16 protein-coding genes and 1 pseudogene are annotated in these 14,192 nt (G+C 48.2%); 9 read left to right on the top strand and 8 right to left on the bottom strand.

Translation table 11 applies throughout. The features are described 5' to 3' along the window. Positions 1-56: 56 nt before the first annotated feature. Together apaG and apaH are read left to right on the top strand one after the other, a co-directional pair. Positions 57-437 carry a Co2+/Mg2+ efflux protein ApaG gene (gene apaG, locus UF06_RS07130; protein ID WP_045569819.1) on the top strand — a complete coding sequence of 127 codons (381 nt, stop codon included), beginning with the start codon at positions 57-59 and terminating at the stop codon, positions 435-437. Between the two features lie 14 nt (positions 438-451). After that, a complete protein-coding gene (gene apaH / locus UF06_RS07125; protein WP_045569818.1) occupies positions 452-1,261 on the top strand; it encodes a bis(5'-nucleosyl)-tetraphosphatase (symmetrical) ApaH in 810 nt (269 codons plus the stop codon). Between the two features lie 36 nt (positions 1,262-1,297). On the opposite strand, the gene folA is transcribed toward apaH, so the two are convergent. The 6 genes from folA to rplU form a co-directional block, all read right to left on the bottom strand. Beyond that, entirely contained in the window at positions 1,298-1,786 is a 489-nt protein-coding gene (gene folA / locus UF06_RS07120) for a type 3 dihydrofolate reductase (RefSeq protein WP_045569817.1), read from the bottom strand. Between the two features lie 8 nt (positions 1,787-1,794). Continuing rightward, positions 1,795-2,268, bottom strand: a complete 474-nt coding sequence (locus UF06_RS07115; RefSeq protein ID WP_045569816.1) for a threonine/serine exporter family protein — start codon at positions 2,266-2,268, stop codon at positions 1,795-1,797. After that, positions 2,268-3,035: a threonine/serine exporter family protein gene (locus UF06_RS07110; protein WP_045569815.1), complete on the bottom strand. Its 768-nt coding sequence runs from the start codon at positions 3,033-3,035 to the stop codon at positions 2,268-2,270. The genes UF06_RS07115 and UF06_RS07110 overlap by 1 nt, the downstream gene beginning before the upstream one ends. A 173-nt stretch (positions 3,036-3,208) precedes the next feature. After that, positions 3,209-4,375 carry an Obg family GTPase CgtA gene (cgtA, locus tag UF06_RS07105; RefSeq protein ID WP_045569814.1) on the bottom strand — a complete coding sequence of 389 codons (1,167 nt, stop codon included), beginning with the start codon at positions 4,373-4,375 and terminating at the stop codon, positions 3,209-3,211. A gap of 154 nt (positions 4,376-4,529) precedes the next feature. Then, the gene (gene rpmA / locus UF06_RS07100; protein ID WP_004401772.1) at positions 4,530-4,787 is read right to left on the bottom strand and encodes a 50S ribosomal protein L27; all 258 of its coding nucleotides are present in this window, start codon (positions 4,785-4,787) and stop codon (positions 4,530-4,532) included. A 20-nt stretch (positions 4,788-4,807) separates the two neighbouring features. After that, positions 4,808-5,119 carry a 50S ribosomal protein L21 gene (rplU, locus tag UF06_RS07095; RefSeq protein ID WP_045569813.1) on the bottom strand — a complete coding sequence of 104 codons (312 nt, stop codon included), beginning with the start codon at positions 5,117-5,119 and terminating at the stop codon, positions 4,808-4,810. Between the two features lie 270 nt (positions 5,120-5,389). On the opposite strand from rplU, the gene ispB reads away from it, so the two are divergent. Further along, complete coding sequence (gene ispB / locus UF06_RS07090) at positions 5,390-6,361, top strand: octaprenyl diphosphate synthase (protein ID WP_045569812.1); 972 nt, start codon at positions 5,390-5,392, stop codon at positions 6,359-6,361. 66 nt (positions 6,362-6,427) lie between these two features. On the opposite strand, the gene UF06_RS07085 is transcribed toward ispB, so the two are convergent. Both UF06_RS07085 and mdh read right to left on the bottom strand, forming a co-directional pair. Continuing rightward, complete coding sequence (locus UF06_RS07085) at positions 6,428-6,613, bottom strand: hypothetical protein (protein WP_039423292.1); 186 nt, start codon at positions 6,611-6,613, stop codon at positions 6,428-6,430. A 140-nt stretch (positions 6,614-6,753) separates the two neighbouring features. Further along, entirely contained in the window at positions 6,754-7,686 is a 933-nt protein-coding gene (gene mdh, locus UF06_RS07080) for a malate dehydrogenase (RefSeq protein ID WP_039423290.1), read from the bottom strand. 375 nt (positions 7,687-8,061) lie between these two features. On the opposite strand from mdh, the gene argR reads away from it, so the two are divergent. From argR to UF06_RS27585, 6 genes and pseudogenes are all read left to right on the top strand, one after another. Beyond that, a complete protein-coding gene (gene argR, locus UF06_RS07075; RefSeq protein WP_039423288.1) occupies positions 8,062-8,532 on the top strand; it encodes a transcriptional regulator ArgR in 471 nt (156 codons plus the stop codon). A gap of 348 nt (positions 8,533-8,880) precedes the next feature. After that, positions 8,881-9,849: a TAXI family TRAP transporter solute-binding subunit gene (locus tag UF06_RS07070; protein ID WP_045569811.1), complete on the top strand. Its 969-nt coding sequence runs from the start codon at positions 8,881-8,883 to the stop codon at positions 9,847-9,849. A gap of 211 nt (positions 9,850-10,060) precedes the next feature. Next, on the top strand, positions 10,061-12,640 hold the full coding sequence (locus UF06_RS07065) for a TRAP transporter permease (protein WP_045569810.1): 2,580 nt from the start codon (positions 10,061-10,063) through the stop codon (positions 12,638-12,640). Positions 12,641-12,714: 74 nt separating this feature from the next. Continuing rightward, on the top strand, positions 12,715-13,152 hold the full coding sequence (locus UF06_RS07060; RefSeq protein ID WP_045569809.1) for a universal stress protein: 438 nt from the start codon (positions 12,715-12,717) through the stop codon (positions 13,150-13,152). Positions 13,153-13,278: 126 nt separating this feature from the next. Then, positions 13,279-13,929: pseudogene (locus tag UF06_RS27590) on the top strand (IS630 family transposase); the annotation flags it as partial. 52 nt (positions 13,930-13,981) lie between these two features. Continuing rightward, on the top strand, positions 13,982-14,192 hold a 211-nt coding region (locus tag UF06_RS27585; protein ID WP_045569808.1), incomplete at its 3' end, for a helix-turn-helix domain-containing protein.

The following is a 14,192-nucleotide window of genomic DNA, read 5'->3' as shown; positions in this document are numbered from 1 at the left end:
ACACGATGCGAGCACTCTGCTCGCATCTCATTTTGACTCTCTGAGAAGGAGTGAACATGGATGTCTCCCTACCCTGCATCAAAATTCAGGTGCACACTAAGTACATCGAAGCGCAATCTAACCCAGAGTTAGGGCGCTACATCTTTGCCTACATCATCACGATTAAAAACCTCAGCCAAGAAACGGTTCAGTTGATCAGCCGCCGTTGGCTCATTACCGATGCGAATGGGAAACAGATCACCGTCGAAGGCGATGGTGTCGTTGGCCAGCAACCTTACATCGATGGCGGCGATGAATATACCTACAGCAGTGGCACAGGACTTGATACCCCAGTCGGTGCGATGCAGGGCCAATACATGATGCGCGACTCGCAAGGCGATCAGTTTGTGGTAGAAATTGAGCCATTTCGTCTGGCGGTACCTAACCTGTTGAACTGATTTTTGGGGGCGTTTTGGCAAATTACATCGTGGGTGATATTCAAGGCTGTTTTGATGAATTAACCCTACTATTAGAGCAAGTGCAGTTTTCAGCGCAGCGAGACACACTGTGGTTTGCGGGTGATTTAGTCGCACGTGGGCCAAAATCGTTACAAACCCTGCGCTTTGCCAAGTCACTGGGTGATAGTGCACGGATTGTGCTGGGCAACCACGATCTTCATCTTCTGGCTGTCGCTTTAGGTGTGCGCAAAAACAAAGAAAAAGATCAAACGACCGCGATTCTTGAGGCCAGTGATCGTGATGAACTGCTCAACTGGCTGCGACAACAGCCATTGTTGCTCGAACATGATGAGTTTGTACTGTGTCATGCGGGCATTTCACCACAATGGGATCTGGTTACCGCTCGCCAATGCGCACGCGAAGTCGAAGCCGTGCTGCAAAGTGAGCACATGCCTTGGCTGATTGAGAACATGTACTGTAATACACCGGATCTCTGGAGCCCGACGCTAACTGGCTTGGATCGCTATCGCTACACCATCAACAGTTTTACTCGCATGCGTTTTTGCTTTCTTGACGGCCGCCTAGACATGGACTGCAAGCTTCCGCCCAACGAAGTGAACGAAGCATTGCTGGTACCTTGGTTCAAACTGCCGCAGCGTATTGCACTAGAGAAGCCCGTACTGTTTGGCCATTGGGCCGCTTTACAGGGCTATTTTAGTCGAGAGGTGATTGGGTTAGATACAGGCTGCGTATGGAATGGCAGCCTGACGATGATCCGTTGGGAAGACAAACAAGTGTTTAGTCAGAAGGCACTAGCAAACTAGCAAACTAGCAAACTAGCAAACTAGCAAACTAGCAAACTAGCAATTGTCTCTTTCTAAAATAACAAAATCCATCGCGAAGCGATTTTTCTCATCGGCTGAATAGTGCTCGCGATGGCTTTCATGCCAGCCCTCTCCCCACTTGGGAAACTGGGTATCACCATCCACATTCGCATCAATAAAGGTGAGGTAGAGTCTATCCGCCTTTGGCAAGCATTCTGCGTAAATCGAACCTCCGCCGATGATCATCACTTCCTCGCTGTCACCCGCTTCGGTTAGCGCGGCTTCAATCGAATGTACTATGCTGACACCTTCAATAGACAACGCCGTATCTCGACTGATGACAATATTTTTTCGCCCTGGTAGTGGCCGACCAATCGACTCAAACGTCTTACGCCCCATCACCACGGGTTTGCCCATAGTACAACTTTTAAACCAAGCAAAATCGGCGGGGAGATGCCACGGCATCTGATTCTCTTTACCGATGATTCTATTCTCGGCCATCGCCGCTATCATACTAATCAACATCGTTTTTCCTACACTATCGGTCTGCGGCGGTAGAATAACAGCCCCGGCACCGCAAGGCCAATGGCTAAGCCTGCAATGATAAACATCGCTTTAAGGAAGTTCTCCAAACACGTCGCCACCAATTCTGGGGTGTAGCCCATATGATTGATCTCCACCATGGCGATCATGGCTTTAAAGGCAAAGACTCCCGGGACCATCGGAATCAAGGCCGCCACGGTAAACACCTTCGGATGCGCGAGCAATTTACGCGACCAGTACACCCCAATCATACCCACTAATGTTGCGGCGAAAAACGTTGCCCACTCAATCGGAATACCAAACTTGAGCATCAAATAGCGGCTACCGTGACCAATCGCCCCGCCGAGCGCGCAGTAGATCAACGCTCGAGGTGGTACGTTAAACACCAAGGCAAACCCCACCGCAGGAATGGCAGCAAAAAACATGTCATTCAACAGACCAACGAGAAGTTGTACTAAATCCATTAGCTCATCCATCCCCAAATACCAGTAATCCCCATGGCAGCCACAATACCGAGGCTGGTCGCCAACGTGAGTAAACTGGCCATCATAAAACGCGCAATCCCCATGTTGATATGCCCTTTTAACATATCGGCTACCGCGTTAATGAGCGGAAAGCCTGGCACTAGCATCAAGACCGAGGATGCCATCACAACGGTTGGGAGATTACCAATCGAAAAATTAACCGCTTGCGCGGAAATTAAGGTGGTGACAAATGCCGTCGCTGCGAAGTTGAGCAGCGGATTGAAATGGCGGTGACCAATCTCTTGACGTACGATCATGCCACATGCCGAGGCTAAAAACGTCATCCAAAACACAGCCCAATCCCCACCAGCAAGACGAGCAAATGAGGCGCAAGAGAGGCCGATCATTGCCACCACCAGCCAACGATTGTAGCGCTCTGGGCTGATGGCATTGAGTTTTTTCTGCGCCATGGAAAAATCTAAAATGCCTTTTTCCATCATGATACAGATGCGCTGAATCTCCGTGATCGCCTTCATATTGATACCACGATCCGCACAACTGCGTGTCGTGGTAATACAGTGACCATTCTTAACAGTAGTGACCACCAACGCATTCGCTGACAGCGCCACTTCCACTTCGTTTACGCCCGATGCCATGCCAATGCGGCGCATGATATCACCGACCAAGGTGCTTTCTGCACCATGCGCTAACAACATCTGCCCCGCTTGAGCGACCAATCGAGAAATCGCTCTCTGATTCGATGCCATAAAATACCCTAATTCCCTTTAATGACTGGCGATTTGCCAGCTAATCTGACTTACCAAAGTGCAGCCATACTGCAAAAGGTCATATTCTGCCCGAAAAGCAAGCGACCAAAAATGATGTAAATACAAAAAAGCCGCAATTGATGATTGCGGCTTACTATTTTTACCCTGAGCGATTACTCACGCACATAGATAACGTGACCGTCATCTTCTTCGTCGTCCCAATCATCCCAGTCATCTTCGGTGATCACATCGCGACCAGCGATGGCATCTTTGTGGTAATCATCCCACATGAAGTTAACTTTCTCTTCTTCTGAGATCTCTTCAGCCTGACGAGGCAAGGTTTCCATGTAGTCTGCCAATTTGTAGCAAAGCTCTTTGGTGCCTAGACGGTTGATCGCTGAGATCTTGAAGTACTGTTCTTCCCAACCTAGGGCATCGATCACTTCTTGAATGATCTCGTCGGCTTGTTCTTCGCTCACCAGATCGACTTTGTTGAACACCAACCAGCGCGGTTTATTGGCCAGTTTTTCACTGTACTGCTCAAGCTCATCAATGATCGTCAGAGCGTTTTGCACCGGATCTGATTGATCAACCGGGAAAATATCGATCATATGCAGCAGCACTCGACAGCGCTCAAGGTGCTTGAGGAAGCGAATCCCTAAGCCAGCACCATCGGCTGCACCTTCAATCAGTCCTGGAATGTCGGCAACCACAAAACTTTTTTCTGGCACGACGCTTACCACACCCAAACTTGGGATTAAGGTGGTGAACGGGTAATCGGCCACTTTCGGTTTTGCCGCAGAAACAGCGCGGATAAAGGTCGACTTACCTGCGTTTGGCAGCCCTAGCATACCGACATCAGCAAGCAAAAGCAGCTCAAGGCGCAACTCACGAATTTCACCTTTAGTGCCCAGCGTTTTCTGGCGTGGTGCACGGTTCACTGACGATTTAAAGCGGGTATTGCCCAAACCGTGCCAGCCACCTTTCGCTACCATCACCTTCTTACCGTGTTCAGCCACTTCGCCCACGATTTCATTGGTGTGGATGTCGACCGCGCGCGTCCCCACAGGCACACGCAGGGTAATATCTTTGCCGCGCTTACCAGTACAGTTACCACCACCACCATTTTGGCCGCGTTCTGCTTCGTAGAAGCGCTGGAAACGGTAATCAATCAGCGTATTTAGGTTTTCATCAGCTTGTATGTAAACATCACCGCCGTCACCACCGTCGCCGCCGTCTGGACCACCTTTGGTTACGAACTTTTCACGCCAGAAGCTCACCACACCGCTTCCGCCGTCGCCAGCTTGGACTTTAATTACCGCTTCATCAACGAATTTCATCTTTTACTCCGACTACTTCGCCTGTAAATCAATTTCACTACATTTTAGCAGATGACAGATCGAAGACACCGATTAAAGGTGTTTTGAATATGTCGACTGCAATAAAAAACCCCACCGTAACGGCAGGGCTTTTCTATTCATCTAGAAACCTAAATTATTCAGCTTCGATGCTTACAAATTTACGGTTTTTAGGACCTTTCACTTCGAACTTAACTTTACCGTCAGTCAAAGCGAATAGAGTATGGTCTTTACCTAGGCCAACGTTGTTACCAGCGTGGAACTTAGTACCGCGCTGACGAACGATGATGTTACCTGCTAGAACAGATTCACCACCAAAACGCTTAACACCCAGACGTTTACTTTCTGAATCACGGCCGTTACGAGTAGAACCACCAGCTTTTTTGTGTGCCATTGTTAAACTCTCCTATTAGATTACGCGTTGATACCAGTGATCTTCACTTCCGTGAACCACTGACGGTGACCTTGTTGCTTACGAGAGTGCTTACGACGACGGAACTTAACGATTTTAACTTTATCGCCACGACCGTGTTGTACCACTTCTGCAACTACTTTACCGCCCTCAAGTAGAGGAGCACCAACTTTGATGTCTTCGCCGTTAGCAACAAGTAGAACTTTATCAAATTCAACAGTTGCACCAGTTTCAACGTCTAATTTCTCTAAACGAAGAGTTTGACCTTCGCTTACACGGTGTTGTTTACCACCAGATTGGAAAACAGCGTACATATTTTACTCCGCTCTTTCCGCACAGCCTATGCAACATTTTGTGCGATAAGGGTGTGCGCTAAACTAATCATCAATAGGGCGCAGATTCTACAGAAAGGATGCCCCTATGACAAGCCATATTTTGAAAAAATTGGCGAAAAGCTAATCGCCAAAGAAAAGTGCCGCAATCATGCCTTTTAGTAATGTATTAATCAACGTTTTTTAGTGTATTATTCGACAATTATACAAATCCTATAAGCCTTGCAGGGTCTAACTTCAGCCGGATATACAATGGATTTTAAAACTATCCAAGCGCTTACTGCCGATGACATGGCAAAAGTGAATGAAACTATTCAAGCTCAACTGAATTCTGATGTTTCTTTAATCAACCAACTTGGTTTTTATATCATCAGTGGTGGCGGTAAACGTCTCCGCCCTTTATTGGCGGTCTTATCTGCGCGTGCGTTGGGTTATCAAGGTGATGCTCACACGACAGCCGCTGCTTTTATTGAATTTATCCACACCGCAACCTTACTTCATGACGACGTCGTGGATGAGTCGGACATGCGCCGTGGCAAAGCAACAGCGAACGCCGCGTTTGGTAACGCCGCCAGCGTGTTGGTTGGTGATTTCATCTACACTCGCTCATTTCAGATGATGACAGAGCTAGGATCCATGAAGATCCTCAAGTTGATGAGTAACGCTGTTAACGTGATCGCCGAAGGCGAAGTCTTGCAATTGATGAACTGCAATGACCCCGAAACGACCGAAGAAAGCTACATGCAGGTGATCTATTCGAAAACCGCACGCTTGTTTGAAGCCGCAACGCAGATCGGGGCGATCCTGACCAATGCACCAACCGAGGTTGAAATAGCACTGCAAAATTACGGCAAATACCTTGGCACGGCGTTTCAATTGATCGACGATGTGATGGATTACACTTCCGACGGCGAAGAGATGGGTAAAAACGTCGGTGATGATCTCGCGGAAGGTAAACCCACCCTACCGCTGCTGCATGCGATGCGCCACACCAGCGAAGAAAACGCAGCGATGATCCGCGAAGCGATTGAAAAGGCCAATGGCATGGAACGTCTGGATGAGATCATGGCGGTGATGTATCAGGCAGGCTCACTGGCTTACACCGAGGCCAAAGCGGTTGAGGAAGCCGACAAAGCCATCGCTGAGCTGGAGATTTTGCCGGAATCTGAATACAAGCAGGCTTTGATCGCTTTAGCGCATATGGCAGTCAACCGCAGCAAGTAACCATCACTAATCAAAAACCATCGCTAATCAAAAAGGAAGAATGTCCGTTCTTCCTTTTTGTCTCATTTATTCACGGCGTTCGCTACACGGCGACGCGGCCGCTTCAATCTCATCGAAACGCAATGCGAGCTGTTGCTGCGTCCCTGTTTTTTCCACCAAGACCATTTCCATTTCTCGATCAACGGCCAATATGGTGCCAACGCCTTGCTGACACTCCACCAACATCCCTTTACGAATGGCGCAGGTTTCCATCGTCTCCCTCCTCTTTTAATGAAAGCGTGTTACTTTTCGCTTGGATCACTGACGATCTAAGATACGCAGAAAGAGAAAAGAGGGATCAAAAAAGCCGATCGTAAAGATCGGCTTTAAAATAAAAGTGTTCGTTGGAGTGCTTACTTAACGAAATCAACACCGATTTGGATGTCGCCTTGTAGCGTATCCAGCATACCATCAAGAGCGGCTTGCTCAAATGCGCTTAGTTCGCCATACGGTAGGATCTCTTCTACGCCATTCTTACCCAGTTTGACTGGCTGCGCGAAGAAACTGGTATGCTCGCCATTGCCCTCCACGTATGCGTATTCAACCACTTCCTCACCCTGGAGCGCTTTCACTAATGCAAGGCCAAAGCGACATGCGGCTTGCCCCATAGAGAGAGTCGCTGAGCCGCCACCCGCTTTGGCTTCGACAACTTCAGTACCTGCGTTTTGAATACGTTTCGTCAGCGCTGCCACTTCTTCATCGGTAAATTCAACGCCTTCCACTTGAGAAAGTAGTGGTAGGATGGTGACGCCTGAGTGACCACCGATGACTGGAACACGGACTTCATTTGGATTTTTGCCTTTTAGTTCAGCGACAAAAGTTTCAGAACGAATCACATCCAGCGTGGTCACACCAAACAATTTACGCTTGTCATAAACGCCAGCTTTCTTTAGCACTTCAGCGGCGATGGGCACGGTCGTGTTCACTGGGTTGGTGATAATACCAACACACGCCGTTGGACAAACGACCGCGATACGTTCTGCCAGTGCTTTTACGATGCCAGCGTTAACATTGAACAAATCAGCGCGGTCCATACCAGGTTTACGTGCCACGCCAGCAGAGATCAGCACCACATCCGCACCTTCAAGTGCAGGAGTTGGATCTTCACCCGCGTAACCTTTGATCGAAACTGGCGTTGGGATATGGCTTAAGTCCGCAGCAACACCAGGAGTAACAGGAGCAATATCGTATAGGGCTAAATCTGAACCCGCTGGCAGGCGGTTCTTCAGTAAAAGAGCTAGGGCTTGACCGATGCCACCTGCGGCACCAATAACAGCTACTTTCATTGTAGTTCTCCTTGAGAGTGATCTCTTATAAACGTTTTCGTAGGGTACTTCGTAAACATCTGTGTAGAAAACTATAGCAATCACAACTTGATTACAATCAATTAACGCTCGCTTTGCGACTTCGCGCAACTCACATATTGCGTGCCACACAAAAAAAGCGGATTATCCACACAATTTCTATGCATGACAAAGAGTTAACTCTCTGTCAAAAATCAAATTACGCCATCGTCTGGCATCGAGTTATCCAGCAATAAATGTCACTTCATGGAATGTTTACAGTGACATCTCTAGCAGATTACACGCCCCCTTTGGCACTTAATGAATATCTATGCGAGAATATGCAAGATGAAAATAGAATCGGAAATATTAGCTGTTATGCGCAATTCAGAAAAACAAGATAATCTCGTCCGTGCTTTTAAAGCTTTATTGAAAGAAGAACGCTTTGGCTCTCAAGGTGAGATTGTTGACGCCCTCAGAGATGAAGGTTTTGATAACATCAACCAGTCTAAAGTCTCTCGTATGTTGACCAAATTTGGCGCAGTACGTACGCGCAATGCCAAAATGGAGATGGTTTACTGTTTGCCGGCTGAACTGGGCGTTCCTACCGTCAGCAGCTCGCTACGTGAGTTAGTGCTGGATGTCGACTACAACCAAGCCTTGGTTGTTATCCATACTGGCCCCGGCGCAGCACAGTTAATCGCACGTCTTTTAGACTCACTGGGCAAATCGGAAGGCATTTTGGGCGTCGTGGCCGGAGACGATACCATCTTCATCACGCCGACCCTGAGCATTACGACAGAGCAGTTATTTAATTCAGTCTGCGACCTGTTTGAATACGCAGGCTGAGCACCTTAGCCTGTCTCGGCTCTACTCGCTTGTGGGAGAAGGGATCATCGCTCGATAGAATTTGTGATCCCTTTCACGCAATCAACGTTTTTGATTGTGACTGATTAGAGCAACTTAACTCATTGATAATTAAGTGACATTACATTCAAAGCGCTCTAGCTCTCGCCAATTTCGCTAGATTTTTTCGCTACAACTTTTAACAATCGTATAATTTTCTACCAATTATTTGTTATTATTCGGCCACTTTTTCAAACTAAAGCGTTGGAAAAGGTGCCGTTTCCCAAAAGGAAACTCCTAAAGCACATGACACAGACTTTAGGGTTGATAATGAATAAGGAAGGAACATTCATGGCATTAAAAAAACTGGTTAAAGTGGGTGCTATCGCCGCTGCGGTAATGGGTGCTGGTGCAGTAAACGCTCAAGAATTTATCACCATTGGTACAGGCTCAGTGACTGGGGTTTACTACCCAACGGGTGGCGCCATTTGTAAGCTTATAAACAAAGGACGTAAAGAGCACAATATCCGTTGTTCTGTCGAATCAACGGGAGGATCAGGTTACAACGTCAATACCATTCGTGCTGGCGAACTCGACTTTGGCGTCGTACAGTCAGACTCTCAGTACAACGGTTACAACGGCCTTGGTGAGTTTTCCGAGTTTGGCCCTTACAAAAAGCTGCGCGCTGTTTTTTCTCTGCACACAGAACCGTTCAACATCATCGTTCGCTCTGACTCTGGTATTGAGGGCTTGAAAGATTTGGCGGGTAAACGCGTGAACATTGGTAACCCAGGTTCGGGTGACCGTGCCACTATGGGCGTGGTAATGAATGCTATGGGCTGGACCAATGACAGCTTCAAACTGGCATCAGAATTGAAAGGTTCTGAACGTTCACAAGCGCTGTGCGACAACAAGATCGATGCCTTCATCTACATGGTTGGTCACCCAAATGGCTCGATCAAAGAAGCTACTACCTCTTGCGATGCCAAACTGATCTCGGCTACCGGCCCACAGATCGACAAGCTGGTTACCGACAATCCGTACTACACTTACACCACTGTCCCTGCCGATATGTATCGTGGCACCAACACCGATGTTAAAAGCTTTGGTGTGGCGGCTACACTTGTGACATCAGCGGATGTATCCGATGCCGTCGCTTATAATGTGGCCAAAGCCGTGTTTGAAGACTTTGATACCTTCAAGCGCCTTCACCCAGCGTTCGCCAATCTGAAGAAAGAAGATATGGTGAAAGCGGGTATTTCTATCCCTCTGCATCCAGGCGCAGTCAAATACTACAAAGAAATGGGACTTCTGAAGTAAATTTCACCCACAGTTCGGGCAGGAGAACAAACTCCTGCCTTCTATTGACCACGATTCTTAGGTCAGAGCATCATTTCGCCGCCACAAGGCTGCGCTGCAATAAAAATAATAACCATCCATGAGTCGCCACACGTATCGTCCTTGTTAGAGCGAGGCGTGCTGATAACTCAATACCGATAGACACCGGACCATCAATAATAAGGAAACGTACATGACGAGGAACCAAACTGCGTCACAAGATGTGCAAGAAATGGTGGCACAAGCCGATACTGGCGCACGGAATCCGAATGGATTACCGGGACAAATTCTCTGGTTTGTCCCACTTTGCTGGTCACTGTTCCAGCTTTGGTATGCTTCACCGCTACCATTTATTTTTAATTTCGCTATTCTCAACGATACTCAGGCCCGAGCGGTTCACCTCACCTTTGCTGTTTTTCTCGCTTTTACCGCCTATCCGGCCTTAAAAAACTCGCCGCGCGATCGTATTCCCCTCATTGACTGGTTACTGGCGTTGGCGGGCAGCTTCTCTGCCGCGTACATCTACATTTTTTATACCGAGCTGGCAAGCCGCTCTGGCGCGCCAACGACGTTCGATATCATCGCGTCGGTAACGGGCATGGTTTTGCTGCTTGAAGCGACACGCAGGGCATTAGGTCCGCCGTTGATGTTAGTCGCCGCCGTCTTTCTGCTTTACACTTTTGCTGGTCCTTACATGCCAGAAGTGATCGCCCATAAAGGCGCTAGTCTCAACAAAGCCATGTCCCATCTGTGGCTCACCACCGAAGGGGTCTTTGGTGTCGCCCTTGGGGTGTCGACCTCGTTCGTTTTCCTGTTTGTACTGTTTGGCGCCATGCTAGAGCGCGCGGGTGCTGGCGCTTACTTTATTAAAGTGGCATTTTCACTGCTCGGACACATGCGCGGCGGTCCAGCCAAAGCGGCAGTCGTTGCTTCTGGTCTGTCTGGCTTAGTTTCCGGATCATCTATCGCCAACGTGGTGACCACAGGCACGTTCACCATTCCTTTGATGAAACGAGTAGGCTTTCCGGGTACCAAAGCTGGCGCCGTTGAAGTCGCCGCTTCAACCAACGGCCAGCTTACTCCCCCCATTATGGGCGCTGCTGCGTTTTTGATGGTGGAATACGTCGGCATCTCTTATGTCGAAGTGATTAAAGCCGCGATCTTGCCTGCACTGATTTCTTACATCGCTCTTATCTACATTGTTCACTTGGAAGCGTGTAAGGCAGGTATGACTGGCCTCCCACGTCGCCACAACCCAACTCTTTTACAAAGCCTGCTGTCGTTTACTGGCACCATTGTCGCCTTATGCGTCATAAGCGCTGCGGTCTACTATGGTATTGGCTGGACAAAAGACGCATTTGGCGCGGCGGCAACGCCGATTGTCATGACGGCGTTACTGCTCTCGTACGTTTTGCTGCTCAAAGTATCAGCTCACTACAGCAAAGATGGTGCTATCGAGATCGACACAGAACTGACCGAAGTGCCCGATCCCGGTCCAACCATCAAATCGGGCTTACATTTCCTCTTGCCGATCGTCGTGCTGGTGTGGTGTTTGACGGTTGAGCGCTTTTCACCGGGTCTGTCCGCATTTTGGGCAACGGTGTTTATGATTTTCATCTTGATCACTCAACGTCCACTCACGGCGTGGCTAACCAAGAGTGACGATCTCACTGAGCAAACTAAAGCGGGCTTTGTCGACCTCGCAGAAAGCTTAGTCTCTGGCGCACGTAACATGATCGGCATTGGCGTTGCCACAGCGGCCGCAGGCACGGTAGTCGGCGTTGTTACTTTGACGGGTATCGGCTTAGTGATGACCGACTTTGTCGAGTTTATCTCCGGTGGCAACGTGATCATGATGCTTATCTTTACCGCCGTGATCAGCTTGATCCTCGGTATGGGACTGCCCACCACCGCCAACTACATCGTCGTTTCAACCTTAATGGCTCCGGTGATCGTTACACTCGGTGCGCAGCACGGTTTGATCATCCCACTCATTGCGGTTCACCTGTTCGTGTTCTACTTTGGCATCTTGGCCGACGATACGCCACCTGTCGGATTAGCCGCGTTTGCTGCCGCGGCTATCGCCAAATCCGATCCAATCCGTACAGGTATTCAAGGTTTTGCCTACGATATCCGCACCGCCATCTTGCCGTTTATGTTTGTGTTTAACACTCAACTGCTGTTGATGGGCATTGATACCTGGTGGCATTTAGCTTTGACCATCTTATCCTCCATCACCGCGATGCTGATCTTTTCTGCGGCAACTCAAGGTTGGTGGTTAACCAAGAACAAATGGTGGGAAACTTTGCTTCTACTGGTACTGACTTTCTCGTTTTTCCGCCCCGGATTTTGGTGGGATATGTTGTACCCCGCCAAAGTTCTTTCACCGGGAGTTGAGGTAACGCAAATCACCGCCGCACTGAATGTAGGACAATCGCTCGAACTCCGTGTTGCTGGCGAAAACCTCACGGGAGAGCATGTCGAGAAAACCGTGCAACTGCCTTTTGCTGACGATGCCATCACAGCAGAAGAGCGACTCAGTTCAATGGGTCTCTCTCTAATAGAGAAAGACGGTAAAATGCTGGTCGATATGGTGGAATTTGGTAGCCCAGCAGAAGCCTCTGGTATCGACTTCGATTGGGAGATTCAATCGGTGGTACAAGAAGCTGATCGGCCAATGAAAGAGTGGGTTTTCGCCCCTTGCTTGCTGATACTGCTACTGATGGCCACTAACCAGAAACGCCGTGCTCGCAAGGAACAGATGAGCGCTTAAATTATGGTAGCCTCGTTTTGGGGGCTATCTTTATCTCACCGTCGTCTACTGAACACACAATTAGAGATATAACCATGTACAGACAAATTCTTGTTCCTGTTGATTTGAATGACAAAGGCTTTTCAGATAAAGCGGTCGAACTGGCTGTGTGGCACGCTCGCCAAGCCAATGCCGAACTGCATCTCCTCAACGTGCTACCGGGAATCCATATGTCGATGGTCTCGACGTATTTCCCCAAAGATGCGGCGCAGAAAATGAAACAAGATGTGGCGCAGCAGTTGAAAACATTTGCTAGCGAGCAAATTGCCGAAGACGTAGTGTACAAGGTACATGTTGCCGAAGGCAAACCATATGCAACCATCCTCGATTATGCAGAAAAACTCGGTGCGGACTTAATTATCATGCCGAGTCATAAGCGTTCGAAAATCGACAAAGTGGTTCTCGGTTCCGTCGCAAGTAAAGTGGTCGAAAATTCGCCGATTAATGTGTTGGTAGTCAAGCCGCAAGGCTGAATAGTTCTGTCCCCTCTCAGCTCTGCTGAGAGGGAGTATTTCCCCACATGGGCTTTTCTTGAATAATACCAATCTAAGTAAATGTATGATCTAATTAAGGCCATTCAACGATAGAACTTATTCGCTATGGATAAACTTAATAATATCGACTTCAAAAAACTCGCTAGACAGCAAAAATCCATTCAGATGAAAATGAGATTACTGGCTCTTGCTCATTTCAAAGATGGGCATTCTCGCACCCAGATCGCCAAGTTTCTCAAGGTAAGCCGTACCAGTGTGAATAAATGGGTTCACACCCCGACTCTATCTATTATCTGCTCGAGCACATGGGGTTTTCATGGATAACTTCCCGCTCAAAACACCCCAAGCAATCTCAAGAAGTCCAAGACGATTTTAAAAAAATTCAAAATTGAAACGATCCTGAAGATCCCAGGACATATCGCTCTAGAGCATGTTGATGTCTGGTTTCAAGATGAAGCCAGATTTGGGCAACAAAACACGACAACACGGTTGTGGGCAGAGAAAGGAACACGCCCCAGAGCCGTGAAGCAACAACAATTTGAATATGCGTATCTGTTTGGTTCTGTCTGCCCCAGCAAAGGAATTGGTGAGGCTATGGTTGTCCCTTGGGTCAATAAAGAGATCATGATAGCGCACTTAAAACAAATATCAGCAGTCACAGAGGAGGGACGTCACGCTGTCGTCATTATGGATGGCGCTAGTTGGCATACCAATGACATTGCAGAACCGTTTAGCAATGTCAGTATCATACCAATCTAAGTAAAAATGTGATCTAATTGAGGCCATTCAACGATAAAACTTATTCGCTATGGACAGTCTCAATAATATCGACTTTAAAAAGCTCGCAAGCCAGCAGAAATCTATTCAGATGAAAATGAGATTGCTGGCCCTCGCTCATTTCAAAGAGGGACACTCTCGCACCCAAATCGCCAAGTTTCTTATGGTGAGCCGAACCAGTGTCAATAAGTGGGTTCACACTTTTCTTGAAGAAGGATTAGAAGGGCTGAAGGAAAAGCCAA

It is taken from the genome of Vibrio sp. S234-5, assembly GCF_000960595.1.
GTDB lineage: Bacteria > Pseudomonadota > Gammaproteobacteria > Enterobacterales > Vibrionaceae > Vibrio.
The sequence above is the reverse complement of the archived record's forward strand: the minus strand, read 5'-3'. Positions and strand labels throughout refer to the sequence as shown.

Bases quoted from the DNA above. Each gene is read 5' to 3' on its own strand.
- UF06_RS07065 (WP_045569810.1), top strand. From the start codon at position 10,061: ATGACGAGGAACCAAACTGCGTCACAAGATGTGCAAGAAATGGTGGCA.
- argR (WP_039423288.1), top strand. From the start codon at position 8,062: ATGCGCAATTCAGAAAAACAAGATAATCTCGTCCGTGCTTTTAAAGCT.
- cgtA (WP_045569814.1), bottom strand. From the start codon at position 4,375: ATGAAATTCGTTGATGAAGCGGTAATTAAAGTCCAAGCTGGCGACGGC.
- mdh (WP_039423290.1), bottom strand. From the start codon at position 7,686: ATGAAAGTAGCTGTTATTGGTGCCGCAGGTGGCATCGGTCAAGCCCTA.
- UF06_RS07060 (WP_045569809.1), top strand. From the start codon at position 12,715: ATGTACAGACAAATTCTTGTTCCTGTTGATTTGAATGACAAAGGCTTT.
- UF06_RS07110 (WP_045569815.1), bottom strand. From the start codon at position 3,035: ATGGCATCGAATCAGAGAGCGATTTCTCGATTGGTCGCTCAAGCGGGG.
- UF06_RS07070 (WP_045569811.1), top strand. From the start codon at position 8,881: ATGGCATTAAAAAAACTGGTTAAAGTGGGTGCTATCGCCGCTGCGGTA.
- rpmA (WP_004401772.1), bottom strand. From the start codon at position 4,787: ATGGCACACAAAAAAGCTGGTGGTTCTACTCGTAACGGCCGTGATTCA.
- apaG (WP_045569819.1), top strand. From the start codon at position 57: ATGGATGTCTCCCTACCCTGCATCAAAATTCAGGTGCACACTAAGTAC.
- ispB (WP_045569812.1), top strand. From the start codon at position 5,390: ATGGATTTTAAAACTATCCAAGCGCTTACTGCCGATGACATGGCAAAA.
- UF06_RS07085 (WP_039423292.1), bottom strand. From the start codon at position 6,613: ATGGAAACCTGCGCCATTCGTAAAGGGATGTTGGTGGAGTGTCAGCAA.
- folA (WP_045569817.1), bottom strand. From the start codon at position 1,786: ATGTTGATTAGTATGATAGCGGCGATGGCCGAGAATAGAATCATCGGT.
- rplU (WP_045569813.1), bottom strand. From the start codon at position 5,119: ATGTACGCTGTTTTCCAATCTGGTGGTAAACAACACCGTGTAAGCGAA.
- UF06_RS07115 (WP_045569816.1), bottom strand. From the start codon at position 2,268: ATGGATTTAGTACAACTTCTCGTTGGTCTGTTGAATGACATGTTTTTT.